Annotated in this window: 26 protein-coding genes; 13 read left to right on the forward strand and 13 right to left on the reverse strand. The window is 74.1% G+C overall.

From position 1 onward, the window contains the following. Nucleotides 1-35 precede the first annotated feature (35 nt). From MICAU_RS14740 to MICAU_RS14750, 3 genes are all read left to right on the forward strand, one after another. Nucleotides 36-734: a hypothetical protein gene (locus MICAU_RS14740; protein WP_013286121.1), complete on the forward strand. Its 699-nt coding sequence runs from the start codon at nucleotides 36-38 to the stop codon at nucleotides 732-734. 119 nt (nucleotides 735-853) lie between these two features. Then, nucleotides 854-1,504, forward strand: coding sequence for a fasciclin domain-containing protein (locus MICAU_RS14745; protein WP_240322358.1), 651 nt, complete (start codon nucleotides 854-856; stop codon nucleotides 1,502-1,504). A gap of 116 nt (nucleotides 1,505-1,620) precedes the next feature. After that, a complete protein-coding gene (locus tag MICAU_RS14750) occupies nucleotides 1,621-2,538 on the forward strand; it encodes a diacylglycerol kinase family protein (RefSeq protein ID WP_369751993.1) in 918 nt (305 codons plus the stop codon). Here MICAU_RS14750 and MICAU_RS14755 read toward each other — a convergent pair. After that, a complete protein-coding gene (locus tag MICAU_RS14755; protein ID WP_013286124.1) occupies nucleotides 2,501-3,463 on the reverse strand; it encodes an EamA family transporter in 963 nt (320 codons plus the stop codon). The two genes, MICAU_RS14750 and MICAU_RS14755, sit on opposite strands and share 38 nt — an antisense overlap. Before the next feature lie 57 nt (nucleotides 3,464-3,520). Continuing rightward, on the reverse strand, nucleotides 3,521-4,285 hold the full coding sequence (locus MICAU_RS14760; RefSeq protein ID WP_013286125.1) for an HAD family hydrolase: 765 nt from the start codon (nucleotides 4,283-4,285) through the stop codon (nucleotides 3,521-3,523). A gap of 85 nt (nucleotides 4,286-4,370) precedes the next feature. Between MICAU_RS14760 and MICAU_RS14765 the strand changes: the two genes are divergently transcribed. After that, complete coding sequence (locus MICAU_RS14765) at nucleotides 4,371-7,151, forward strand: DEAD/DEAH box helicase (protein WP_013286126.1); 2,781 nt, start codon at nucleotides 4,371-4,373, stop codon at nucleotides 7,149-7,151. Between the two features lie 165 nt (nucleotides 7,152-7,316). Further along, the gene (locus MICAU_RS14770) at nucleotides 7,317-8,204 is read left to right on the forward strand and encodes an MHYT domain-containing protein (RefSeq protein WP_013286127.1); all 888 of its coding nucleotides are present in this window, start codon (nucleotides 7,317-7,319) and stop codon (nucleotides 8,202-8,204) included. An 8-nt stretch (nucleotides 8,205-8,212) separates the two neighbouring features. Here MICAU_RS14770 and MICAU_RS14775 read toward each other — a convergent pair whose 3' ends face one another. Then, the gene (locus MICAU_RS14775) at nucleotides 8,213-9,136 is read right to left on the reverse strand and encodes a 5'-3' exonuclease (protein WP_013286128.1); all 924 of its coding nucleotides are present in this window, start codon (nucleotides 9,134-9,136) and stop codon (nucleotides 8,213-8,215) included. 99 nt (nucleotides 9,137-9,235) lie between these two features. On the opposite strand from MICAU_RS14775, the gene MICAU_RS14780 reads away from it, so the two are divergent. From MICAU_RS14780 to MICAU_RS14790, 3 genes are all read left to right on the forward strand, one after another. Next, complete coding sequence (locus MICAU_RS14780) at nucleotides 9,236-10,321, forward strand: DUF4037 domain-containing protein (RefSeq protein WP_013286129.1); 1,086 nt, start codon at nucleotides 9,236-9,238, stop codon at nucleotides 10,319-10,321. A 128-nt stretch (nucleotides 10,322-10,449) separates the two neighbouring features. Further along, entirely contained in the window at nucleotides 10,450-11,802 is a 1,353-nt protein-coding gene (locus MICAU_RS14785) for an extracellular catalytic domain type 1 short-chain-length polyhydroxyalkanoate depolymerase (RefSeq protein ID WP_013286130.1), read from the forward strand. A gap of 128 nt (nucleotides 11,803-11,930) precedes the next feature. Then, nucleotides 11,931-12,053, forward strand: coding sequence for a 50S ribosomal protein L36 (locus MICAU_RS14790; RefSeq protein ID WP_013286131.1), 123 nt, complete (start codon nucleotides 11,931-11,933; stop codon nucleotides 12,051-12,053). A gap of 24 nt (nucleotides 12,054-12,077) precedes the next feature. Here the strand turns inward: MICAU_RS14790 and MICAU_RS14795 are convergent, their stop codons facing one another. The 4 genes from MICAU_RS14795 to MICAU_RS14810 form a co-directional block, all read right to left on the reverse strand. After that, a complete protein-coding gene (locus MICAU_RS14795) occupies nucleotides 12,078-12,839 on the reverse strand; it encodes a glycosyltransferase family 2 protein (protein WP_013286132.1) in 762 nt (253 codons plus the stop codon). Nucleotides 12,840-12,922: 83 nt separating this feature from the next. Beyond that, on the reverse strand, nucleotides 12,923-13,561 hold the full coding sequence (locus tag MICAU_RS14800) for a YdcF family protein (protein WP_013286133.1): 639 nt from the start codon (nucleotides 13,559-13,561) through the stop codon (nucleotides 12,923-12,925). A 21-nt stretch (nucleotides 13,562-13,582) separates the two neighbouring features. Beyond that, nucleotides 13,583-13,852, reverse strand: a complete 270-nt coding sequence (locus tag MICAU_RS14805; protein ID WP_013286134.1) for a DUF4873 domain-containing protein — start codon at nucleotides 13,850-13,852, stop codon at nucleotides 13,583-13,585. Then, the gene (locus MICAU_RS14810) at nucleotides 13,849-14,565 is read right to left on the reverse strand and encodes a TetR family transcriptional regulator (protein ID WP_013286135.1); all 717 of its coding nucleotides are present in this window, start codon (nucleotides 14,563-14,565) and stop codon (nucleotides 13,849-13,851) included. The genes MICAU_RS14805 and MICAU_RS14810 overlap by 4 nt, the downstream gene beginning before the upstream one ends. Before the next feature lie 48 nt (nucleotides 14,566-14,613). Here MICAU_RS14810 and MICAU_RS14815 point away from each other — a divergent pair, with 48 nt between their 5' ends. Continuing rightward, on the forward strand, nucleotides 14,614-15,504 hold the full coding sequence (locus MICAU_RS14815) for an AurF N-oxygenase family protein (protein ID WP_013286136.1): 891 nt from the start codon (nucleotides 14,614-14,616) through the stop codon (nucleotides 15,502-15,504). A gap of 44 nt (nucleotides 15,505-15,548) precedes the next feature. Here MICAU_RS14815 and MICAU_RS14820 read toward each other — a convergent pair whose 3' ends face one another. The 5 genes from MICAU_RS14820 to MICAU_RS14840 form a co-directional block, all read right to left on the reverse strand. After that, on the reverse strand, nucleotides 15,549-17,015 hold the full coding sequence (locus tag MICAU_RS14820) for a cellulase family glycosylhydrolase (protein ID WP_013286137.1): 1,467 nt from the start codon (nucleotides 17,013-17,015) through the stop codon (nucleotides 15,549-15,551). 139 nt (nucleotides 17,016-17,154) lie between these two features. After that, a complete protein-coding gene (locus tag MICAU_RS14825) occupies nucleotides 17,155-17,445 on the reverse strand; it encodes a BON domain-containing protein (RefSeq protein WP_013286138.1) in 291 nt (96 codons plus the stop codon). Next, entirely contained in the window at nucleotides 17,439-18,005 is a 567-nt protein-coding gene (locus MICAU_RS14830; RefSeq protein WP_013286139.1) for an STAS domain-containing protein, read from the reverse strand. The genes MICAU_RS14825 and MICAU_RS14830 overlap by 7 nt, the downstream gene beginning before the upstream one ends. Next, nucleotides 18,002-18,316 carry a GlsB/YeaQ/YmgE family stress response membrane protein gene (locus MICAU_RS14835; protein WP_013286140.1) on the reverse strand — a complete coding sequence of 105 codons (315 nt, stop codon included), beginning with the start codon at nucleotides 18,314-18,316 and terminating at the stop codon, nucleotides 18,002-18,004. The genes MICAU_RS14830 and MICAU_RS14835 overlap by 4 nt, the downstream gene beginning before the upstream one ends. Before the next feature lie 9 nt (nucleotides 18,317-18,325). Further along, complete coding sequence (locus tag MICAU_RS14840) at nucleotides 18,326-18,691, reverse strand: STAS domain-containing protein (RefSeq protein ID WP_013286141.1); 366 nt, start codon at nucleotides 18,689-18,691, stop codon at nucleotides 18,326-18,328. Nucleotides 18,692-18,840: 149 nt separating this feature from the next. On the opposite strand from MICAU_RS14840, the gene MICAU_RS14845 reads away from it, so the two are divergent. From MICAU_RS14845 to MICAU_RS14860, 4 genes are all read left to right on the forward strand, one after another. Further along, nucleotides 18,841-19,515, forward strand: a complete 675-nt coding sequence (locus tag MICAU_RS14845) for a response regulator transcription factor (protein WP_013286142.1) — start codon at nucleotides 18,841-18,843, stop codon at nucleotides 19,513-19,515. Further along, a complete protein-coding gene (locus tag MICAU_RS14850; protein WP_013286143.1) occupies nucleotides 19,512-20,861 on the forward strand; it encodes a sensor histidine kinase in 1,350 nt (449 codons plus the stop codon). Before MICAU_RS14845 ends, MICAU_RS14850 begins: the two co-directional genes overlap by 4 nt. Further along, complete coding sequence (locus tag MICAU_RS14855) at nucleotides 20,858-21,421, forward strand: GerMN domain-containing protein (RefSeq protein ID WP_013286144.1); 564 nt, start codon at nucleotides 20,858-20,860, stop codon at nucleotides 21,419-21,421. Before MICAU_RS14850 ends, MICAU_RS14855 begins: the two co-directional genes overlap by 4 nt. 141 nt (nucleotides 21,422-21,562) lie before the next feature. Beyond that, nucleotides 21,563-22,372 (forward strand): SigB/SigF/SigG family RNA polymerase sigma factor, encoded by an 810-nt coding sequence (locus MICAU_RS14860; protein WP_013286145.1) that lies wholly within the window; start codon nucleotides 21,563-21,565, stop codon nucleotides 22,370-22,372. 51 nt (nucleotides 22,373-22,423) lie between these two features. Here the strand turns inward: MICAU_RS14860 and MICAU_RS14865 are convergent, their stop codons facing one another. Continuing rightward, nucleotides 22,424-24,424 carry a glycosyl hydrolase family 28-related protein gene (locus MICAU_RS14865; RefSeq protein WP_013286146.1) on the reverse strand — a complete coding sequence of 667 codons (2,001 nt, stop codon included), beginning with the start codon at nucleotides 24,422-24,424 and terminating at the stop codon, nucleotides 22,424-22,426. Nucleotides 24,425-24,484: the final 60 nt, after the last annotated feature.

Raw genomic sequence — 24,484 nt, forward strand, 5'->3', positions numbered from 1 at the left:
GGTCAGCCCGTCTGACCTGCGCTCCGGAGAGCCCGATGAAGAGCCGTACCGCCGCCGTCCTGACCGTCCTCTGCGCGGCCACCGCGCTCACCGCCTGCGGTGACGACGAGCCCGCGCCGAAAGGCCAGCAGGTGCCGGTGACAGCCACCGACACCAGCTGCGAGGTCACCACCACGCTGTTCACCCCGGGCACCGTCACCTTCACCGTTACCAACCGGGGCCGGCAGGCCACCGGGGTCTACGTCTACGGCCGGGAGGGCGACGCCTTCACCAAGGTGATCGCCGAGGTCGCGGACGTGCCGGCGGGCCGTACCGGTGACCTGCGCGCCTCGCTGCAGACCGGCACGTACGAGGTGGCCTGCAAGCCGGGCCGGCAGGGCGACGGCGTCCGGACCAAGATCACCGTCTCCGACGACGGCAACCTCGCCAGCGCCGCCGCCGAGGTGGCCTACGACCGCTCGGTGACGATCGAGCTGACCGACGACGCGATGACCGGCGTGGACGCCCTGATCGCCGAGCCCGGCGAGAAGATCGCGTTCAAGGTGACGAACAAGACCGCCGGGGCCCGGACGCTGTACGTGCTCAACCCCGAGGGCAAGCGGGTCGCCGAGATGAAGGCCGGGGCCAACGGCACCGCCGAGACGGTGGTGACGCTGGGCGCGGCGGGGGACTGGTCGCTGAAGGTCAAGGGCGACGGCGTGCCGTCGGTGAGCAAGCCGCTGGTGGTCCGCTGAGGCACAGGGACGTCGATCCGAAGTCGGTCGATCCGGGTGCATCCACCGGGGACGGTCCGGGCGAAGCAATGGTCGTGACGACAGTCACGGACCTGGTCGCTTCGACGAAAGGCTCCCCGATGAACATCGCTCGTCTCGCCGCCCGGCTGGCCGTGGGCGCCACCGCGGCGGCGGTGGCCACCACCGCCGTCGCCGTGCCCGCCCAGGCCGGTGCCAAGCAGCCGGGTACGCGGTCGCTGGCCGCCGTGCTCACCGCCGACAAGAGCGGCTTCGACCGCAACTCGCGGGACTTCGACGTCCTCACGAAGGCGGTCCTGACGGTGCTGCAGGCCAAGCCGGACTCGCCGGTGAAGGTGCTCACCGACGGCACCGTCGCGCTGACCGCGTTCGTGCCGAACGACTACGCGTTCCGCGAGCTGGTGCGGGACATCACCGCCGCGAAGAAGCTGCCCGGTGAGAAGGCCGCGTTCGAGGCGGTCGCCGGCCTGGGCGTGGACACCGTGGAGGACGTCCTGCTCTACCACGTCGTGCCCGGCGCGACGATCGACCGGAAGGCGGCGCTGAAGGCCGACGGCGCGGACCTGACCACCGCGCTCGGCGCCACCGTCGAGGTGGACGTGAAGCGCTGCTGGTACGGCCGTGAGGTGCGCCTGGTCGACGCCGACACCAGCGACCGCAACGCGAAGGTGGTGCGGTACGACATCAACAAGGGCAACAAGCAGATCGCGCACGCGGTGGACCGGGTGCTGCGCCCGATCGACCTCCCCTGAACCACCCCCGCCACGGCGCCCGGCACCCCCTGCCGGGCGCCGTCGGCGTGTGCCGCCCGCCCGCGGCGTGACCTGGCTCTGGTGGGCGGCGCGAGGCGTGCCGTACGGTGCTCGCCGTGACCGCGCACGATCATGTCCCGTCCGGCCCCGTCGCCGTGCTCGCCAACCCGACCGCGGGCCGGGGGCGGCACCGCGGTCTGCTGCCCGGGATCCTGGAGCGCCTCGCCGGAGCCGGCCGCCCGGTCGAGCTGCTGCGCGCGCGTACCCCCGAGGAGGCGGAGGCGGCGTGCCACGCCGCGGTCGCCGGCGGCGCCGGGGCGCTCGTCGCGGTGGGCGGCGACGGCACTGTGCACCGGGCGATGCAGGCGGTCGCCGGCACGGCCGTGGCGTTCGGGCCGGTCCCGGCGGGCACCGGCAACGACTTCGCGATGGAGACCGGCTTCCCGGCCGACCCGACGGCCGCCGTCGAGGTGATCACCGCGGCGCTCGCCGCCGGCCACACCCGCCCGGTCGACCTGGCGCGGCTGTCCCGGCCCGGCGAGGCGGACCGCTGGTTCGGCGCGGTGCTCGCGGCCGGCTTCGACGCGATCGTCAACGAACGCGCCAACCGGATGCGCTGGCCGCGCGGCCCGCGCCGGTACGACCTGGCGATCGTGGTGGAGCTGGCCCGGCTGCGGCCGCGTCGCTACCGGCTGGTCCTCGACGGGGTGGCACAGGAGGTCGACGCGGTGCTCGTCGCGGTGGGGAACACGGCCAGCTACGGCGGTGGCATGCGGATCTGCCCGGACGCCGACCCGCACGACGGCCTGCTGGACGTGGTGGTGGGCGGCCGGTTCGACAGGCGCACGCTGATGCGGGTCAAGCCGCAGATCTACCAGGGCACCCACGTCACGCACCCGCTGGCGCGCGTCTACCGGGCGCGGACGGTGGAGCTGTCCGCCGACGGCATCACCACGTACGCCGACGGGGAACGCTCCTTCGACCTGCCGGTGACCGTCACCGCGGTGCCGGCGGCGCTGCGGCTGCTGCGCTGACCCCCGCCGGGTCCGCCTCGGACGGCGGGCCGGGAACGGCCGGCGGCGCGGGAGAAGGCGGCGGCGCGGCGGCGCGGACCGCGCCGGCGCTCGCGGCGACCACGAGCGCGATGGCGAGCACCTCGACCGGGCGCAGCGCCTGGCCGAGGACCAGCCAGCCGGCCACGGCGGCGATCGCCGGACCGAGACTCATCATCACCGCGAACGTCGCTGTCGGCAGCCGCCGCAGCGCGGCCAGCTCCAGGCTGTACGGCAGCACCGAGGCGAGCAGCGCCAGCCCGGTACCGAGTCCCAGCACCACCGGGTCGGCGAGGCGACCGCCGCCGTCGGCCAGCCCGAACGGCAGCGTGAGCAGCGCCGCGACGGTCAGAGCGAGGGCCAGCCCGTCCGCGCCGGGGAACCGCGCGCCGATCCGCGCCGAGCAGACGATGTACGCGGCCCACATGGCGCCCGCCGTCAGCGCCAGCGCGGCGCCGGCCGGGTCGAGCCGGTCGAACCCGCCCTGCCCGAGCAGGACCACCCCGGCCAGCGCCAGCGCGGCCCAGCACCAGGCGGCCATCCGGCGCGCGGCGATCACGGACAGCGCCAGCGGGCCGAGCACCTCAAGCGTGACGGCCGGACCGAGCGGGATCCGCTCGATCGCCTGGTAGAAGATCGAGTTCATGCCGGCCAGGGCCAGCCCGAACGCCAGCACCGCCGCCCAGTCGCGTCGCCCGTACCCGCGTACCCGGGGGCGGCAGACCACGAGCATCAGCAGCGCGCCGATGGTCAGCCGCAACGTCACCGCCCCGGCCACCCCGGTACGCGGGAACAGCAGCGCGGCGAGCGCGGAGCCGAACTGCACCGACAGCGCCCCGCCGAGTACCAGCGCGACCCCGCCGAGCCGTCCCGGCGCACGCGGCGGCAAGGGGTGGGCACCGGTCATGCCCCTGACGGTATCCGGTGCGCCGCGGCGGGTTCGCGCCGCTGGGCAGGTGAACGCTCAGCCGGCCCCGGCCAGGTCCAGCACCGCGCCGAGTCCGTTCGGGCGGCCCGCGTCGGCGCAGGGCAGCACCAGCACCCCGCACCCGGCCGCCACCGCGCCCGCGTCGGCCGGCGTGTCGCCGACCATGAGCGTGCGCTCCGGGTCCACGCCGAGCATCCCGCAGGCCCGCAGGAAGATGCCCGGGTCCGGCTTGCAGCGCCCCACCTCGTACGACAGCGCGTACGCGTCGACGAGCGCGTCGAGGTCCCAGGCGGCGAACAGCGGCCGCAGGTCGAAACCGATGTTGCTGACCACCGCCACCTTCACCCCGGCGGACCGCAGGGCACCCAGCACCGGAGCGGTGTCCGGGTACGGCACCCAGCCCTCGGGCACCAGCACCCGCTCGTAGAGCGCGTCGGCGAACCCGTCGATGCCGGTGTCCACGGTCTCGGCCAGCCCGGTGTACGCGCCCCGGTGCGCGTGCGGGTAGAGATCCCGGTCGGCCCACAGCTCGGCCAGCCGGGGCGGCACCCGTGCCGGCAGCGGGCCACCGGCACGCCCGGCGGTGAGCAGCCGGTCGGCCAGAGACGTGGCCCGGATGCGGTCCAGCTCGACGCCGCAGGCGGCCGCGGCGGCGAGCACCCAGGCCAGCGGCTCCTCCACCTGGGCGAGGGTGCCGTGGAAGTCGAAGAGCACCGCCTCCACGGGCCGGCGGGACGGGCCCGGGCGGACGGCGTCGTCGGCGCCGCTCGAGGCGTGGGGCAGTTCGGTACGGTCCGGCACGTCGTGCACCCTACCGACCGCTCCGACCGTCCTGCCGGATGGCCTTGACCGGTGCTCCTCGGCGGCACCGATTAATCTTGGATCCATGTCGAGCCCCGCCGAGCGGTACGCCGCGGCGCGCCGCCGGGCCGCGCAGGCCTCCGCCTTCCCGGCCCTGGACGAATTCTCCCTGGATCTCGGGTTCGATCTCGACGACTTCCAGCGCGAGGCGTGCGAGGCCCTGGAGCGGGGCAGCGGCGTGCTCGTCTGCGCGCCCACCGGCGCCGGCAAGACCGTGGTGGGTGAGTTCGCGGTGCACCTGGCGCTGCGGGGCCGGCCCGGCGGCGACGCCCCCGCGACCCGGCGCAAGTGCTTCTACACCACGCCGATCAAGGCGCTGTCCAACCAGAAGTACCACGACCTGGTGGACCGCTACGGCGCCGAGCAGGTCGGCCTGCTCACCGGCGACAACGCGATCAACGGCGACGCGCCGGTGGTGGTGATGACCACCGAGGTGCTGCGCAACATGCTCTACGCCGGCTCGGCCACCCTCGAAGGCCTGGCGTACGTGGTGATGGACGAGGTCCACTACCTGGCCGACCGGTTCCGCGGCGGGGTCTGGGAAGAGGTGATCATCCACCTGCCCGAGTCGGTCACGCTCGTGTCGCTGTCGGCCACCGTCTCCAACGCCGAGGAGTTCGCCGACTGGCTGGTCACCGTACGCGGAGAGACCGCCGTGGTGGTCTCCGAGCACCGGCCGGTGCCGCTGTGGCAGCACATGCTCGTCGGCAAGCGGATGTTCGACCTGTTCCACGACGCCGACGCGGCCCGCAAGCACGACGTGCACCCCGAGCTGCTGCGCTACACCCGCGACACGATGCGCCGCCTGGAACTGGGCGAGGGCCGCAGCGCCGGCCCCGGGGGCGGGCGGCGCGGCCCTCGCTGGCGGGGCCCGATGCGCCCGGACATCGTCGACCGGCTCGACCGGGAGGGGCTGCTCCCGGCCATCCTGTTCATCTTCAGCCGGGCCGGCTGCGACGCCGCCGTGCAGCAGTGCCTCGCCGCCGGGCTGCGCCTGACCTCCCCGGACGAACGCGCCGAGATCCGCCGGGTGGTCGAGTCGCGGGTCACCGCCATCCCCGGCGAGGACCTGTCGGTGCTCGGCTACTGGGAGTGGCTCGACGGCCTGGAGCGCGGCCTGGCCGCGCACCACGCCGGCATGCTCCCGGCGTTCAAGGAGGTCGTCGAGGAGCTGTTCGTCCGCGGGCTGGTCAAGGCCGTCTTCGCCACCGAGACGCTCGCGCTGGGCATCAACATGCCGGCCCGCTGCGTGGTGCTGGAGCGTCTGGTGAAGTTCAACGGAGAGGCCCACGTCGACCTCACCCCCGGCGAGTACACCCAGCTCACCGGCCGGGCCGGCCGCCGGGGCATCGACGTGGAGGGCCACGCGGTGGTCGTCTGGTCGCCGGAGACCGACCCCCGGCACGTCGCCGGGCTCGCCTCCACCCGCACCTACCCGCTGCGTTCCAGCTTCCGGCCGTCGTACAACATGGCCGTCAACCTGGTCGGCAGCGTCGGCGCGGCGCCGGCCCGGGAGCTCCTGGAGTCCTCGTTCGCGCAGTTCCAGGCCGACCGGTCGGTTGTCGGCCTGGCCCGGCAGGTGCAGCGCAACACCGAGACCATCGACGCGTACGGCGTGGAGGCGGCCTGCCACCACGGCGACTTCGACGAGTACTTCGCGCTGCGGGTGGCGATCGCCGACCGGGAACGGGCCATCGCCCGGCAGGGGCAGACCCAGCGCAAGGCGGCGGCCGTCGCCTCGCTGGAGCGGCTGCGGGTCGGTGACGTGATCCGGGTGCCGTCCGGGCGGCGGGCCGGCCTGGCGGTGGTGCTGGACCCGGCCACCGGCGGGTTCGGCGAGCCCCGGCCGCTGGTGCTCACCCAGGACCGCTGGGCCGGGCGGGTCACCCCCGGTGACTTCACCACCCCGGCCGAGGTGCTCACCCGCATCCGGGTGCCGAAGCACTTCAACCACCGCTCGCCCGCGGCCCGGCGGGATCTGGCCGCCGCGGTCAGCGGCACCGGCCTGGACCGGCACGGCGGCCGCCGGGGCGGCCGGTCCCGTCAGGCGGTGGGCGAGGACCACCGGCTCAGCCAGCTCCGCGTGGAGCTGCGCGCGCACCCGTGTCACGCCTGCCCGGACCGGGAGGAGCACGCCCGCTGGGCGGAGCGGCGGCGCCGGCTGGAACGCGACACCGAGGAGCTGCGTCAGCGGGTGTCCGGGCGGACCGGCTCGCTGGCCCGTACCTTCGACCGGATCGTCGCGTTGCTGACGGCGCGCGGCTACCTGGCCGCCGACGGCGAGGTCACCGACGCCGGGCGGATGCTGGCCCGGATCTGGACCGAGGCGGACCTGCTGGTGGCCGAGTGCCTGCGCCGCCGGGTGTGGGACGGCCTGTCCCCGGCCGAGCTGGCCGCCGCCGTGTCGGTGGTGGTCTTCGAGGCCCGGCGGGACGTCGACGAGCGGGCGTCGCTGCCGCGCGGCGCGGTGGCCGACGCGGTCGACGAGACGCTCAAGCTGTGGGGCGACATCGAGGCGGACGAGGCGGCGCGCGGCCTGGCCGTGACCCGGGAGCCGGATCTCGGCTTCGCCTGGCCGATCTACCGGTGGGCGCGCGGCGAGGCGCTGGCGAAGGTGCTGGCCAGCGGCCACCAGATCGACGGGGAGATGCCGGCGGGCGACTTCGTCCGCTGGGCGCGCCAGGTGGTCGACCTGCTCGGGCAGGTCGCCGACTCGGGTGGCGCCTCGGCCGAGCTGCGCGGCACCGCCCGGCAGGCCATCGCGGCGGTCAACCGGGGCGTGCTGGCCTACCACGCCTCCGCCTAACGGTCACTTTCGGTCATCGGTTTCCGGAAACCGACGCACCGCTGCGTCACGGCGCTGCCACCCCACGAATTGTCGGGGGGCCGATGTGCGCCCTGGTCAGGGCCTATCCCATCATTGCCCGGGGCGCCGTGGGTCGCGCTCGGCCGATGGTGAGGGAAGGGCGTCGTGGGCGAGATCAATCACTTTGAGTACGGGTGGATCACACCCGCGCTCAGCTACGCGTTGTCCGTGCTCGGCTCGGCGCTCGGGCTGGTCTGCGCCGGGCGGATCCGGACCGCCACCAGTGCCGGCCAGCGCGCCTGGTGGGGCCTGCTCGCCGCGTGGGCGCTGGGCGGCACGGCCATCTGGGCCATGCACTTCATGGCGATGCTCGGCTTCGCCGTCGGCGGCACCCGGATCCGCTACGACGTGCCGCTGACGGCCGCCAGCACGGCGATCGCGGTGGCGTCGGTCGGCATCGGCCTGGCGATCGTGGGCACCGGCCGGCTCGCCGCGCCCCGGCTGCTCGCCGGCGGGTTCTTCACCGGCGCCGGGGTGGCCGCCATGCACTACACCGGCATGGCCGCCATGCGCCTGGACGGCTCACTCGGCTACGACCCGCTGCGGGTGACGCTGTCGGTGGTCATCGCGATCGTGGCCGCCACCGTGGCGCTCTGGCTGGCGATGACCGTCCGGCGCGCGCTCGCCATCGCCGCCTCGGCGCTGGTCATGGGCATCGCGGTCAGCGGAATGCACTTCACCGGCATGAGCGCGCTGTCGGTGCACCTGCACGAGAGCCGCGGCCCGGCATCCGGCACCGAGGTGAGCGGTCTGCTGGTGCCGATCGTGCTGGCAGTGGTCTTCGGCGTGGTCGGGCTCGTCTACGCGCTGCTCGCCGCGCCGTCGGACGACGACCGGGCCGGGGCCGCGTACGTCAGCTCGCGGCTCGACGAGGCGCCGTACGCGGCCGCCGCCGAGCCCGCGCCGGACCCGGTCGGCCTGCGCGCCCGCTCGACGCTGGCGCAGCCCGGCGCCCAGTTCCCGACCCGCCGGAGCACCGACCGCCCCTCGTGATCAACTGATCACGATCGGTCGCCCGCCAGCGCGTCGACCAGGCGGCGGCACGAGCCGGCCAGGTTCCAGCGCTGCGCCAGCTCCAGCAGCCGGTCCGGGTCGGCGGGAGACGTCGGCAGTGCCGGGTCCAGCTCGGGCAGCGGCACGTCGGTGGCGACCCGGACCACCTTCGGCGCCACGGCCAGGTAGTCGCGGGCGGCGTCGAGCTTGGCCCGCAGCCCCGGCGCGAAACCGGAACGGGGGTCGTCCAGCGCGGCCAGGATGCCGTCCAGCCCGCCGTAGCGGTCGATCAGCCGGGCGGCCGTCTTCTCGCCGACGCCGGCGACGCCGGGCAGCCCGTCGCTGGGGTCGCCGCGCAGCGCCGCGAAGTCGGCGTACCGGTCGGCCGGCACGCCGTAGCGGGTGCGGACCGCCGCGTCGTCGCAGTCGTCCAGCTTGGCCACGCCCCGGCCGACGTAGAGCAGGCGCACCGGGTGCGCGTCGTCGACGAGCTGGAACAGATCGCGGTCGCCGGAGACCACCTCCACCGGGCCCGGCTGGGTCACCGCGAGCGTGCCGAGCACGTCGTCGGCCTCGTAGCCGGTGGCCCCCACGGCCGGGATGCCGAGCGCGTCCAGCACCTCCAGGATCATCGGCACCTGCGGGGACAGCGTGTCCGGCACGACCTCGCCGCCCTCGGGCGCGACCCGGTGCGCCTTGTACGACGGCAGCAGCTCCACCCGCCACGCCGGCCGCCAGTCGTGGTCGAACGCGCAGATCATCCGGTCGGGCCGGCGGGTGCGCACGAGCTGGGCGAGCATGTCGAGGAAGCCGCGCACGGCGTTCACCGGCTGGCCGTCGCCGGTCTTCGCGGCGGACTCGGGGATGCCGAAGTAGGCGCGGAAGTAGAGGCTGGGGGAGTCGATCAGGAGGATCGGCTGTCGGTGTGCCACGGAGACAAGCCTTCCACAGCCCTGTGACGGGATGGGGGAGGCGACCGCCGGACCGGAAACCGGGGCGCGCGACGGGCGTCCGATGCGCAGACTGGCGGGGTGAGCTTCGTACCCGGCCTGATCCTGGCCCGCCGGTTCCACGACGAGGTGGTGGGTCCGCTGCTGGCGCGGCGGCTGCCCGGCCTGCCGTACTCCGCCGGGCTGCTCGACGGCGGCTCCGAGCTGCTCGGCCTCGACACGCCCCGTTCCACCGACCACGACTGGGGTCCGCGTACCCAGGTCTTCGTGGGGAACGCGCACGACGTCGCGCCGGTACGGGCGGTGCTGGACGCGGAGTTGCCGGCGCGGTTCCTCGGCTGGCCGACCCGGTACGCGGGCGGGCCGGAGGCGCGCCTCGGCACGGTCCGCGCCGACGGCGACCGGCACGGGGTGACGGTGGACGAACTCGGCGGATGGCTGCGGGAGCGGCTCGGCGCCGACCCGCGCGCCGGACTGGCGGCGGCGGACTGGCTGGCGACGCCGACGCAGCGGCTGGCCGAGCTGACCGGGGGAGCGGTGTTCCACGACGGGCTCGACGGCGCGCTCACCGGCGTCCGGGCCCGGCTCGCCTGGTATCCGGACGACGTGTGGCGGTACGTGCTCGCCTCCGGGTGGCAGCGGGTCGCGCAGGCCGAGCACCTGGCCGGCCGGTGCGCCGAGGTCGGCGACGACCTGGGCAGCCGGGTCGTGGTCGCCGGTCTGGCCCGGGATCTGATGCGCCTCGGCCTGCTGCTGCACCGCCGCTGGCCCCCGTACGCGAAATGGCTCGGCACGGTCTTCGCGACGCTGCCGGACGCGGCGCCGGTGGTGGACGGGCTCGCCGCCGCGCTCGGCCCGGGTGACTGGGCGGCCCGCGAGCCCGGCCTGGTCCGGGCGCTGGAGACGGTGGCCGGCTGGACCAACGACGCCGCGCCGGCGCCGCCGGTGGACCCGGCCGCCCGGCCGTTCCACGATCGGCCGTTCCTGGTGCTGCACGCCTGCCGGTTCGTCGAGACGCTGCGTGCCGCCATCACCGACCCGGAGCTGCGCGACCGCCCGCCGGTGGGCGCTGTGGACCAGTACGTGGACAGCGTGGACGTGCTCACCCACGCCGACCGCGCCCGCCGGGTGGCCGCCGCGGTTGTCGGCCCGCCGGTGGGGGCCTAGACTCCGATTCGAGTCGCATCGATCCGCGACTGTCTATCTCGTCTCCGAGGGTCCGGGCCGCCCGTCGCAGGCGCCTCGCCGGCGAGAACGCCGCGACACGCGGCGTTCCCACCACCGAGGAGAACAGCATGCTGTCCAAAAGGAGCGGACTCCGGCTGCTCGGCGCGGCGCTGGCCGCCGCCGGGCTCGCCGTCGGGGCGGCGCTCGCCGTCCCGGGGCCGGCCTCGGCCGCCGCGCTGACCGAGGTGACGAACTTCGGCGCCAACCCGAGCAACCTGCGCATGTACCTGTACGTCCCGGACACCGTCGCGGCCCGTCCCGGGCTGCTCGTGGTGAACCACTACTGCACCGGCAGCGGCCCGGCCATGTACTCCGGCACCCAGTTCGCGTCGCTCGCCGACCGGTACGGCTACATCGTGGTCTACCCGTCGGTGACCCGCAGCAGCAAGTGCTTCGACGTCTCCTCGCCGCAGGCGCTGCGCCGCGACGGCGGCAGCGACCCGGTGGGCATCAAGTCGATGGTGGACCACGTGCGGCAGCGCTACCCGGTCGACTCGCAGCGGATCTTCACCACCGGCACCTCGTCCGGCGCGATGATGACGAACGTGCTGCTCGGCGACTACCCGGACGTGTTCCGGGCCGGCGCCGCGTTCGCCGGTGTGCCGTTCGGCTGCTTCGCCACCACCAACGGCTCGGAGTGGAACAGCGAGTGCGCCAACGGCCAGGTGCTGAAGACCCCGCAGCAGTGGGGTGACCTGGTGCGCAACGCGTACCCGGGTTACACCGGCCCGCGTCCGCGGATGCAGATCTGGCACGGCACCAACGACGAGACGCTGCGCTACCCGAACTTCGGCGAGCAGATCGACCAGTGGACGAACGTGAACGGGCTGGGCCAGACGCCCGCGTACACGGACAGTCCGCAGGCCGGCTACACGCGTACCCGCTACGGCGGCACCGGCGGCACCGCGACCGTCGAGGCGATCAGCATGCAGGGCGTCTCGCACAACCTGCCGGTGGACGCGGCGCAGGCGATCCGTTTCTTCGGCCTGGACTCCACCACGCCGCCGCCTACCACCGCGCCGCCGACCACGCCCCCGCCGACGACGCCTCCGCCCACCACGCCCCCGCCCACCACGGCGCCGCCGACCACGCCGCCGCCGTCGGGGGCCTGCCGGGTCGGGTACCTGGTGAACGCCTGGAACAACGGCCTGACCGCCGCGGTGACCATCACCAACACGTCCACCACGGCGATCAACGGCTGGAACCTCGCGTTCACGCTGCCGGGCGGTCAGACGATCACCGGAGGCTGGAACGCCACGTACAGCCCGTCCAGCGGAGCGGTGACGGCCCGCAACGTGTCCTACAACGCGTCGATCCCACCGGGCGGTTCGGTGGACATCGGCTTCCAGGCCACCCACACCGGCAACACCGGTAGGCCCGCCTCGTTCGCGCTCAACGGGAGCACCTGCACGACCGCCTGATCCGTCCCCGCTCGCACGGCGGGTGGCGGCGTCCCGGACACGGTGACGCCGCCACCCCGCCGGGCATGGGCTCCGCCCCGGCGGGTACCCGTGCCGGACGGACACCGGCGGGAACCGAAGGAGCGGATATGAAGGTCCGAAGCTCCCTGCGCGGGCTCAAGCGCAAGGCCGACTCGATAGTGGTCCGGCGCCGGGGCAGGCTGTTCGTCCTCAACAAGGCCGACCGGCGGCAGAAGGCCCGGCAGGGCTGAGCCCGTCGTCGCCGCGCGACCCGCTCAGGGAGTCCGAGACGCAGGTGTGGGACGCGACGTCGTGACGGCGGCGGCCGGCACGTCGTCCACCTCGGCGCGCCCGGTCAGGCGGGCGAGCGCGGAGGCGGCCAGCGGCCGGTAGATCCGTACCGAGTCGGCGAGCGCGGAGAAGTGCGAGCCCGAGTTGTCGCCGTGGTAGCGGGTGGCGATCTCCACCTGCTCGACCGGCAGCCCGGCGCGGACCAGCCGCAGCAGCACCGTCATCTCGTACTCGAAGCGGTCACCGGGGATCGTGGTGAGCCAGCCGAGCAGCGCGGCCGGGTAGGCGCGCAGCCCGGTCTGGGTGTCGCGCACGTCCCGGCCGGTCGCCAGGCGGAACGCCACCCGGGTCGCCGCGTTGCCGAACCGGCTGCGCGCCGGGACCTCGCCGTCGAACCCGCGTACGCCGAGCGTCGGCGCTCCGGTGGCGCGCATCCGGTCCGTCACGGCGCACACGTCGGGCACACAGTGCTGGCCGTCGGCGTCCACACAGATCACGTCGCGTCCCGGGTGGTGCGTCGAGGCGTACCGGAAGCCGGTGCGCAGCACCACGCCCTTGCCCCGGTTGACCCGGCGGCGCAGCACGGTCGCGCCCCGGGCGCGGGCCGCGTCCAGCACCCCGGCGGCGGCCGGGCCGCTGCCGTCGTCGACGACGAGCACGTCCGCCCCGGGCAGGGCGTCCCGCAGGTCGCCGACCAGCGGCGGCAGACGGTCACCCGGTCGGTACACCGGCACGAGCACGATCACGGAACCTCCCGGGTGGACTCGCCCGCCGGCACGGCCCGCCGGGTCGATCGAGGACGCTCGTACCCCGGGCCCGCCCCGGTGAATCACCGCCGGGGCGTGAGGCGTCCGATCCGGTCGGCGGCGCGGGCCAGCGCGCGCTCGCGGCGCAGCGACGCCTCCGGGGTACGCACACCGAGGAAGCCGATCCGGCTGAACGCCCGGGCGGCCCGCTCCCGCCGGACGGGCACCGGGTCGGGCGCGGTCACCGGCACGTCGGCCAGCGCCGGGCCGGACAGGCCGAGCACGCGCGCGGCGAGCAGCCGGACGCGGGGCAGGTGCCACGGGTGGGAGACCAGCCCGAGCGGGCGCTGCGCGGTGAACTCCGCCGCGTCGAGCAGCCCGTCCTGGACGGTGTGCGCCAGGTTCTGCACCGTGGTGCGGGAGCGGGTCTCGGCCGCCGACGAGGCGTACGCGTCGAGTCCCGCCTCGCGCGCCAGCGCCCGCATCAGCTCCGCCTCCCGGTATCCGGCGGGCGGGCCGGGCGCGCCGGCCGGGCCGTGCGGCCAGCCGCCGGTGAACACCACCCGGGCGTCCGGCGCGCGGCGGAACGCCTCGGCGTGCGCGCGGACGTAGGCCACCGCGGCCTCGGTGCGCGCCACGCTCTCCGCGGTGAGCCGGTAGCCGTCGTCCCCGGCCACCACCCCACGGCCGAAGACCAGCAGCACGGTGGCGGGAGACGTCATCCCTTCACGGTACGGCGCGGATCATTCGTCGTCCGGCGGCCAGGGTGGCGTGCCGACACCGGTGATGCGGACGCCGCCCCACGGGTCCACCTCGGCCAGCCGGGCCCGGGCGACCCGTTCGCCGATCCGGACCTCCACGTCGCGGCGGCCGGAGCGCAGCAGCCGGACCAGGCGCGGTTCCGGCTCGACCCGTCCGGCCCAGTGGTAGCGGCCGTCGACCGGCTCGAACCGCCCGCCGCCGTGCAACCGGACCGTGGTGCCGGCGATCTGGGCCGTGCCCTCCCAGGTCACCTGTCGATCCGTTCGTGCGCGCGGGTCAGCTCCGGTGGCAGGTCCGCGCCCCGGCGGACCCCCTCGATGCCGCTCCACAGCAGCGTGGTCAGGTATTCGGTGAGCGCGGCCCGGTGGATCGGCTGCCCGTGCGTGGTCCACCAGTCGCCGACCGCCTGCACGAACCCGACCAGCCCGTACGCCCACGGCTCGGCCGGGCCGGCGTCGAGGCCGAGCGCGCGCAGCCGGTCGCCGATGACCCGGGCCAGCCCGGTCGCGACCTGGCGGCTGGTGCCTGTCACCACCTGCTGGATGCCGGGATGCCCGGACTCGTGCACGAGGAACCGGTACAGCGACGGCTCGTACTCCACCACGCTCAGGTACGCGTCGATGGTCGCCTCGACCAGCGCGCGTTCCTCGCGTACCTGCTCCACGGCTGGGGCGATCGCGGCGACCACGCGCTCCGCGACCACCTCGCTGACCGCCAGCCAGAGTTGCGCCTTGTCGGCGAAGTAGCGGTAGAGCACCGGCTTGCTGACCCCGGCGGTGGCGGCGACCTGGTCCATGTCGACGCTCGGGCCGTGCTGCAGCAGTGCCTGCACGGCGGCGGCGATCAGTTCCTGCCGCCGCTGTTCGCGGTGGTCGGCCCAGCGGTCGCGCCGCCCGCCGGAACGGGGTGCGGCCGGCTCCGGAGGAGCGTCGGGGCCATTGACATCGGTGGTGGTCCGTCGCATGCTACCACTCGTAACAGTTACTCGAAGTTACGTCAATATGGAGGGGTCATGGCCGGGTTCCCGCGCGAGGCGGTCGCCGACCGCCTGCTCTCCGCCTCGGTACGCACCAGCTACGACCCGGTGGTCGACATCGACTGGTCGGCGCCACCGGTGCCCGGCGCGTACTGGCTGCCGCCCACGCGCAGCAGCCTCTACGGCACTCCACTGTGGGACGCCATGACCGAGGACCAGCGGGTCGAGCTGACCAAGCACGAGGTCGCCAGCGCGGCCAGCGCCGGGATCTGGTTCGAGACGATCCTCATGCAGATGCTGATCCGGCACTACTACGACGCCGACCCGACCAGCCGGCACGCCCAGTACGCGCTCACCGAGGTCGCCGACGAGTGCCGGCACTCCATCATGTTCGGCCGGCTCATCGAGGCCGCCGGCGCGCCGGTCTACCGGGCCGAGCCGTTCGACCACCTGCTCGGGCGCTGGCTCAAGTCCACGGCGACCGGCCCGCAGATGTACGCGGCCATCCTGATCGCCGAGGAGATCCTCGACTCGTTCCAGCGCGAGATCATGGCCGACGAGTCGTTGCAGCCGCTGATCCGGATGGTGTCGCGCATCCACGTGGTGGAGGAGGCCCGGCACGTGCGCTTCGCCCGCGACGAGCTGACCCGGCAGGTCGAGGCCGCCGGGCCGGTCGCGCTCGCGTACGCGCGGCTGGTGATCGGCCGGGCCGCGTACTCGATCACGCGGCGCCTGGTGCACCCGCGGGCGTACGCGGCGGTCGGGATCGACCCGGCGGCCGGCCGGGCCGCGGCGCGGGCCAACCCGCACTGGCGGGCCACGCTGCGCTGGTCCGCGCAGCGGATCGCCGACCACCTGACCGAACTGGGCCTGGTCGCCGGGCCGGGCCTGGTGCTGTGGCGCCGGGCCGGGCTGGTGGAGGGCTGACCGGCGGCGACCCGAAGGGGAAAGGATCGCCGCCGGCCGCCCGGTCACAAGGTGGGGAAGTTGTCGGCGGTACGGATGCGCTCGCGCATGAACGCGCCGGACTCGGTGAGCACCGACGTCCCGCCGAACGAGCCGGACGCGCAGGTGCCCGGCCGGAGCGCCGCCGAGCCCTCGGGCGCGTCGGAGAGCGTCCAGTTCGCGTAGCTGATCTTCAACCGGTCGAGCAGGTCGAGCCAGGCGTTGCTGCTGGCGGTGTCGACAGCGCCGTCACCGGTGTAGGTGACAGTGCCGAACTCGGTGACGAACAGCGGGAGCCGGCTCGCCGCCCGCTGCACCTCGTTGCGGTAGTTGTCCTTGTGCGACGCGGCGTAGAAGTGGAACGTGTACATGATGTTCTGCGCCCGCACCGGGTTGTTCACGATCTCGTCGGAGTTGCCGCCCTCGGAGACACCCAGCGAGGACCAGCCCCGGGTGCCGACGATGACCACCGCGTCCGGGTCGTTGGCCCGGATCACCGGGATGACCTGCTCGGCGTAGTTGCGGATGGTCGACCAGCTCACCCCGTTGGGCTCGTTGGTGATCTCGTAGATCACGTTCTTCTTGGCGGCGTTGCGCGCGGACACGTTGGCGAAGAACGTCTTTGCCCGGTCCAGGTTGTACATCGGGTCGCCGGGCGTCAGCGTGTGGAAGTCGATGAGCGCGTACATGCCCCGGGCCTCGGCCTTGTCCACGAGCGTGTTCACCTGGTTGGTGAAGCCGGCCGGGTTGGTCTCGTAGCCCTGCTCCTGCACGTACATGGAGATGCGCAGCAGGTCGGACCGCCACTCGTTCGCGAGCACGTCGAGCGAGGCGTCGGTGTAGCAGTTGGCGAACCACTGCAACCCGTGCGTGCTCATGCCGCGCAGCTGGATCGGCCGCCCGTACTGGTTGCAGAGGTTGACGCCGCACACCTGGAGCTGGCCGTTGATCGCCACCGGCGTGGTGCCGGTCGGCGGCGGGGTGGTGGGTGGCGGGGTGGTGGGCGGGGGAGTGGTCGGCGGCGGCGGGGTGCTCGGCGGGGGCGTGCTGGGCGGCGGGGTGCTCGTGCCGCCGGTGCAGACCGTGCCGTTGAGCGTGAACGACGTGGGGCTCGGGTTCGACCCGGTCCACGAGCCGTTGAAGCCGATCGTGGTGCTCGCGCCGGTGCCGAGCGCGCCGTTGTAGTCCAGGCTGCGCGCGGTGACCGCCGAGCCGCTCTGCTGCCAGGTGGCCGACCAGCCCTGGACCACGCGCTGGCCGCCGTCGGGGAAGGTGAAGCCCAGCGTCCAGTTGCTCACCGGGTCGCCGAGGTTGCGCACCGCCACTGTCGCGGTGAAGCCGCCTTGCCAGGAGTTGGTGGTGTAGGTGACGGCACAGCCGGTCGCCGCCATCGCGTCCGGCGAGGGCAGGACGGCCGTCGCCGCCAGGGCGAGCGCGCCGACCGCGCCGCCGACGAGCAGGTGCCGCCGGGACGGGCGGGGAATCGAGAACATGCGGGAAGGTCCCATCGTCTGGATGGTGAACGGACGGTGCCCGTCGTGAACCTGCCCGGAAAGCCCGACGCGGCGGCCTGGGGGAGCGCTCCCACGGCCGAGCGTAGAGGTGGATGCCGATGCGTGCAACAGTCGCCGCTCAGCGGCCGCCGCGCCGCCCGCCGTAGAGCCGCAGCGCGTTGCAGACGTCGAACACACCCGGCACGTCCCAGGCCAGCTCGGCGGCGACCAGGCGCGTCTCCGGGTCGGCCACCAGGCCGGCGAGGATGACCACGCGGTTCTGCACGGTCACTGTGATCTGCTGCCGGCGGGTGGTCCAGTCGGCGCTGAGTCGCTGCGCGACGAGCGACGCGAGCCGGGCGTCCGCGTCGTCGGGCTCCGGTCCGCCGCCGGTGTACGGGAACTCGGGGTACGGCCAGGGCATCACCACGGGGAGGGCTCCTTCTGTTCGGTCAGGACCGGTTGCCGGGTTGCGGGGCCCGGCGCCGGGACGCGGCCGTCGACGACTGTGAAGACGCCGTCGAGCCGCATGGTGTGCAGCACGGTGAGCACGAACCGCGACGGGGACAGCAGGCACAGCCGGCGGCCGTCGCGCCGGGCGTCCTGGTGCGCGCGCACCAGCAGACTGAGCCCGGCGGAGTCGATCACCTCCAGCCCGGACAGGTCGACCAGCTCCATGTCGTCGCGGAGGGAACGCTCGTCGAGAGCGCGGCGGACCGCCGTGGCCGGGTCGAGGTCGTGGGCGGCCGGGGTGCCGGCGACCTGTTCCAGCTCGTCCAGGCCCAGACCGTCGTCGGCGATGGCCGCCCGGGCGCTGCACCGGGGGCAGTGATGCGGTCCGGACGCGAACGGCGAGCCGACCCAGTCGTGCTCGAACACGAGCGTCCACACCACCTCGGCGTCGGGCAGCGTGGCTCCGGTGCCGGTGACGCTGTCGCCGCAGGCGTCGCAGATGAGCATCATGAGGTGGTCCGCGGGAACGACGGTCACACCTCCTCCTTCCGCCGGCCGCCCGTACCGGGCGGCGTCTGCCCCTCCGCCTCCGGCCGGCCCGCGGCGACCACCGCCAGCACGACCGCCACGGCGGCGAAGCCGGTCTGCACCATCAGCGGCAGCACGGGCGATCCGTCGGTGCGGTGGTCCACCAGCCCGACCACGATCGCGCCGAGCAGCGCGGACGCCACGCCGAGCGCGAGTGTCAGCCACACCGGGACGGCCTTGCGCCCCGGCAGGACGAGGCGTCCCAGCCCGCCGACGGCCAGACCCACCACGAGCGCTCCGACGAGCGTGCTGCCGGTCACCACTCCTCCTCAGCGTGATGCGGACGCGACCCGGGCCCGGCCGCGCGCGACCGGACGGGGCGTGTCGACGACGGGTACGGCGCCGAGCCCGGAGTTCTCCAGGATGCGCCGGATCCGCGGATGTGGATTGCTCAGCGTGAGCAGGCCGCCCTGCCGCGCCAGCCGGCGGTGCACGTCCAGCAGCAGCGCGACGGCGGCGGCGTCCACATGCCGGCACCCGGCGAGGTCGATCGTCAGCTCGCGGGGCCGTAGCGCGAGGATGCGGTCCAGCACGTGGGCGACCTCGGGCAGCCCGGCGAGGTCCAGCTCGTCGGTGATGTCCACGCGCACGTGCGGCACGGCGGACTCCGGCGGGGACGGCAGGCTGGCAGGCATCTGGTCGCTTCCGTGGTGGGATCGGGTCAGACCCCACTCTGCGCAGGGATCTTGGAGGTCACCGGACGGTTGTATGACGGTTCGATGACAAAAACCACGAACGGCCCACGCGATTGGGCGACCCGTGCCGGGCCGGTCATGATGCCCATATGACGGCCGTACTGGTGATCGAGGACGACGACCGCATCCGGCTCGCGCTGCAGCTCGCCCTGGAGGAGGAGGGCTACGAGGCGTACGGCGCGCCGACCGCCGAGGACGGCCTGCGCCGGCAGCGGGAGAAGCCGGCGGACTACGTGCTCGTCGACCTGATGCTGCCCGGCATGAACGGGTTCGACTGCATCCGTCAGCTGCGCCGCGACGACGACGTGCCGGTCGTGGTGATCAGCGCCCGCGACGACACCCACGACATCGTCGCCGCGCTGGAGGCGGGCGCCGACGACTACGTGGTGAAGCCGGTCGCGATCAAGGAGCTGTCCGCCCGGCTGCGGGCGCTGCGCCGGCGCGTACGCACGGTGGCCGGGCCGGTGCCCGCCCAGTTCTTCGGCGACCTGGAGATCAGCGCGGAGGCCGGCGAGGTGCGGCGCTCGGGACAGCCGGTGCCTGTCACCCGCACCGAGTTCCGGCTGCTCTGCGAGCTGGCCGAGCACGCCGGGCGGGTGCTGTCGCGCCAGCAGCTGCTCAGCCGGGTCTGGGGCTACGAGACCGGCGACGAGCGGCTCGTCGACGTGCACGTGGGCCGGCTGCGGCAGAAGATCGAATCCGACCCGGCCAACCCGCGCCACCTGGTCACGCTGCGCGGCCTCGGCTACAAGCTCCAGCGATGACCCGGCCCGGCCTGCGCGCCCGGGTCACCGCGGCGTTCGCCGTCGGGGCGTTGCTGCTGTCCGCGCTGATGGCCCTCTTCTCGTACGACCTGACCCGGCGCTCGCTGCTCGACGAGCGGGAGCGCACCGCGGTACGGGCCGCCTACTACGACGCCGCCGTGGTCCGCTCCGGCCTGGACACCGGCACCCCGGACGTGGTGGCCGTGCTGCGCTCGCTCGACACCGGCAGCGCGCGCCGCCCGCTGCTGCACCTGCCCGACGGCTGGTACGCCCGTACCGCGGACGTGGGCGCCAGCTCGGTGCCGGTGGAGTTGCAGCGCGTGGTGGCCGACGGCAAGCCCGCCGTGCAGCGGATCCGGCTCGACGGGCAGCCCGTGCTGCTTGTCGGCGTGCCGCTGCCCGGCGCGCTCGGCTACTACGAGCTGACCTCGCTGCGGGAGGTCGAGGAGACGTTCCAGGTGGTGGGCCTGGCACTGATCGCCGTGGCGATCATGGTCGCCGGGGCGGGCGCGGCGCTCGGCTGGTACGCCACCCGGCACAGCCTGCGGCCGCTCACCGCGGTCGCCGACGCGGCGGAACGGATCGCGGCCGGCGACTTCGCCACCCGGCTCGACCCGACCACCGATCCCGACCTCACCCGCCTGTCCAGCTCGTTCAACGAGATGGTCGACAAGCTGGTGCACCGCATCGAGCGGGACCGGCGCTTCGCCGCCGACGTGAGCCACGAGCTGCGCTCGCCGTTGCAGACCCTGGCCGCCGCCGCGAGCGTGCTCCACCGCCGCCGGGAGCACCAGGACGAACGCACCGCGACCGCGGCGGGCCTGGTCGCCGACGAGGTGACCCGGTTCCAGCGCCTGGTCGACGATCTCATCCAGCTTGCCCGCACCGAGCAGCCGGCGCACCGCGAGACGGTCGACGTGCTGGAGCTGGCCCGGACCGTCTGCCGGGAGCGGTCGCTGCCGGAGAGCCTGGTGACGGTCGAGGGCGATGCCCCGCGCCTGTGGTGGGTCGACCGGCGCCGGTTCGCCCAGACGCTGCTGAACCTGGTGGAGAACGCCGAGCGGTACGGCGGCGGGCCGGTCGCCGTACGCCTCGGCGGGCGCGACGGCGTGGGCGTGCTGGAGGTCGACGACGACGGTCCGGGCGTACCGCCCGGTGACCGCGAGATCATCTTCGACCGGTTCGTGCGGGGGCGGGCGGCGCACGACCGGGCCGGCACCGACGGCACCGGTCTCGGGCTCGCGCTTGTGGCGCAGCACGCCGCCGCGCACGGCGGTACGGCCGCGGTGCTGGACCGCGAGCCCGGCGCCCGGTTCCGGGTCGAGCTGCCCGGAGCGCTGCGATGAGCCGCCGGCGGCTCCTGCCCGCCCTGCTCGCGGCCGTGCTGCTGGCCGGCTGCGGGGTGCCGGTGGACGACGAGCCCCGCCTGGTGCAGACGCCACCGGGCGCGTTCCCGACCCCCACGGTGTCCTCGACCGCCGACGGCGACGGGCGGGTGGACGAGCCGTTCTGCTTCGTCCGGGACGACGGGCTGGTCGTGGTCAAGCGCCGGGTGGACGGGCTGCCGGAGGTGGATGCGCACCTCCAGCACCTGCTGGCCGGTCCGGACGGCGGCGAGCGCCGTCAGGGGCTGGCCACGGCGCTGCCCGGCACGGTCGCGGTGGCCGGGGCGACGCTGGCCGGCACGCTCGCCACGGTCGACGTACGCCAGGCCGGGGAGGAGACCGGCCGCAACGACGAGGTGCTGGCCTTCGGGCAGATCGTGTGCAGCCTCACTCAGCGGCCCGACGTGTTCAGCGTGGCGTTCCGCCGGGACGGCCAGCCGCTGGAGGTGCCACGCGCGGACGGGAGCCTCTCCGCGCTGCCGCTCACCGCCGCCGACTACCGGCCGCTGTTACCTCGCTGACACCCTTCATCGCCGCTGTGTCCGTATATGAACCGAAATCTCCATCGTCCGTTCGGTTGATTTGGTGGTGACCTTTGGTCTAGTGTGGCTGGCACGACCGGTGTGGGAGGCCACCCGTTCTCCGAGGACAGGAAGGGCAGCATGACCACGATGACCATGGGATCGACCGCCACCGAGGTGCACCGCGCGCCGCAGACGGGCGAGGAGACCCGCGCCAGCGAGCTGATCGCGGCGCTCGCCGCACTGCCGGCCGACCACCCGCAGCGGGCCGCCCTGCGCAACCAGGTCATCGAGGCGTGGCTGCCGCTGGCGAACCACCTGGCCGCCCGCTACAGCGGTCGCGGCGAGCCGGCCGGTGACCTGGCCCAGACCGCGGCGCTCGGCCTGATCAAGGCAGTCGACCGGTTCGACGCCTCGCGCGGTGTCGACTTCGCCGGCTTCGCCATCCCGACCATCCTCGGCGAGATCAAGCGGCACTTCCGCGACCGCACCTGGAACATCCGGGTTCCCCGGCGCCTCCAGGAGCTGCGGCTGCGCATCTCCGAGGCCAACAGCACGCTGACCCAGACGCTCAACCGGGCCCCGACCGTCGCCGACATCGCCGCCCACCTCGACGTCACCGAGGAAGAGGTGCTGGAGGGCCTGGAGGGCGCCCGCGCGTACAACGCGGTCTCGCTGTCCACCCCGATCGGCGACGGCGACAGCGCCACCGAGCTGGGCGACACGCTCGGCACCGAGGACAACGAGTACGAGCTGGCCGACCTGCGCGCCTCGCTCGGCCCGGCGCTCGCCACGCTCGACGAGCGGGAGCAGAAGATCCTCACGCTGCGCTTCTACGGCAACCTGACCCAGAGCGAGATCGCCGCCCGGGTCGGTGTCTCCCAGATGCACGTGTCCCGGCTGCTCGCCCGCGCCCTGACCAAGCTGCGCGGCCAGCTCACCGAGGCCTGATCGACCCTTGACGCGACCCCCGCCGGCCCGTCCGGCGGGGGTCGCGTCGTGTCACCAGCGCGAGGGCGGGGGCGGCGGCACCACCGGCGGCCGGTCGTCGCAGGTGATGGTGTTCGGCAGCAGCCACGGGGCCAGCCACCCGCCGTCGTTGCCACCCAGATCGGTCAGGGCGAACTCCGACCCGGCGGGTGTGAAGTGGAACGACCCGCAGTTGTTGACGCCGACCGCGCCCACGTTGCGGGCGTCGACGTTCGCGAAGCTCGCCCCGCCCGCCGTACGCGCGCTGACCACCGACGTGCCGGTGCCGTCGACCCGGATGTCGCGGAAGCGGACGTTGTCGATGCGGACGCTGTCCTTCACCGGCCAGTCGCTGACCAGCATGATCGCGTTGTAGGTGCTGTCCAGGTACGCGTCGCCGGTCACCTGGATGTCCGCGGCGTCGATGCTGCGGTCCAGCGCGTAGAACCAGATCGCGCCGAGGCCGATGTTCCAGTTCAGGTCGTACGTGCCGGCCCGCACAGTGGTGTTGCCGGTGATCCGCAGCCGGCCGGTGAACGGCTCGGCCCCGAACCGGGAGCCCACCTGGATCGCGCTGCCCTCGCGTACCGGGTCGGCGATCAGGTTGTGCGCGACGGTCAGGTCGGCGCCGCCGTACAGCGCGATGCCGTTGGCGAGCACCGGCGACTGCACCGTGTTGTAGGCGAACGTGTTCGACGCGTTCGCCGTACCCTCCGACCACATCGCCAGCGCGTCGTCGCCGCTGTTGCGGACCACCGAGTTCGTCACCGACGAGTGCGTGACGCCGGTGTGGAAGTTCAGCCCGTCGGCGATCTGGTCGGCGATCACCGTGTTCGTGACCCGCAGGCCGGTCATCGGCCCGTCGAACCACATGCCGACCTTCGTGTGGTGCAGGTAGAGGCCGTCGATGGTGCTGTGGTTCAGCGCCCCGCCGACGGCGTTCACCTGGTCGGTGTCGATTCGCTCCCGCACGTCGCCCTCGATCGCGAAACCGGACAGGTGCACGTCCCTGCTGCCGCCGTCGGCGGCGTCGCGGCCGTAGAAGCCGACGCCCGTGTGGCGGGAGCCGTCGGGCGCCGGGGTGTCCAGGGCGACCTCGCGCCCACGCACGATCGTGTACCAGCTCCCGGCTCCGGCGATCGTCACGTCGTCGACGATTATGTGCCGGTTGACCTGGTAGGTGCCCGGCGGCAGGTAGAGCGGGCGGTCCACCCGGCGGGCGTACGCGATCGCGCGGTCGAACGCGTCGGCGGACTCCCGGCGGCCGGTCGGGTCGGCGCCGAAGGACAGCGCGTTCACCGCGCGGGGGACCACGCGGGGCGGGGCGACCAGATGCGCGTCCACCAGGTCGATCACCGTCCACGCGGCGGCCGTGCCGCGCGGCGCGGTCAGCCGGACCACCTCGCCGGCCCGATGGGTACGGCCGAGCAGCAGGCGCTGCTCGTCGTAGAAGTGGTGCGGCCGGAACGGCTTGCTGATCACCGGCGCGGGCGTGGTGGCGGCCGGGACGCAGGAGCACTCGGTGATCCACCAGTCCGGGTGCAGCAGGTCGGCGCCGGGATCGTTTGTGAACGGGTACTGGTTGTAGAGCCAGGCGTACTGCGAGGTCAACGTCATGGTGCGGGCGGGCGCGTGCCCGACTGACACCCGCAGCGGCGCGGTGATCCCGCCGCCGCCCGGCGCGTCCGGGATGCTGTAGCGCACGGTCAGCGCGTTCGTGGCCCGGGGGAGCGTGAGTTCGACGTACTGGCCGGGCAGCAGGCGTACGGCCCGGCGGCCGGACGCCTCACCGGCGAGTGTGTACGCCGACCGGTCCGGCCCGATCACGGCGCCGGTGGTCCGGCCGTGTTCCGCCTCCTGTTCGACGTAGTCCACAGTCGCACCGCGACCGGCCACGAGCGCGGGGTCCAGCCCGGCGCGGGTCACCACGGGAGCCGGTCCGCGCGGCGGGCCCGCAGTGGCGGCACCGGGCGGTACGAGCAGGGCGGCGGCGACGAGCGCCGCCGCGAGGATCCTCGGCACGCTCCGCGACATCGGAGCACCCACTTTCTCGGGGGGGACGGGTGGCCTCGGCGGCGCAGGCCATCGACAAGG

Origin of the sequence: Micromonospora aurantiaca ATCC 27029 (assembly GCF_000145235.1) — a bacterium.
Classification (GTDB): Bacteria; Actinomycetota; Actinomycetes; order Mycobacteriales; family Micromonosporaceae; genus Micromonospora; species Micromonospora aurantiaca.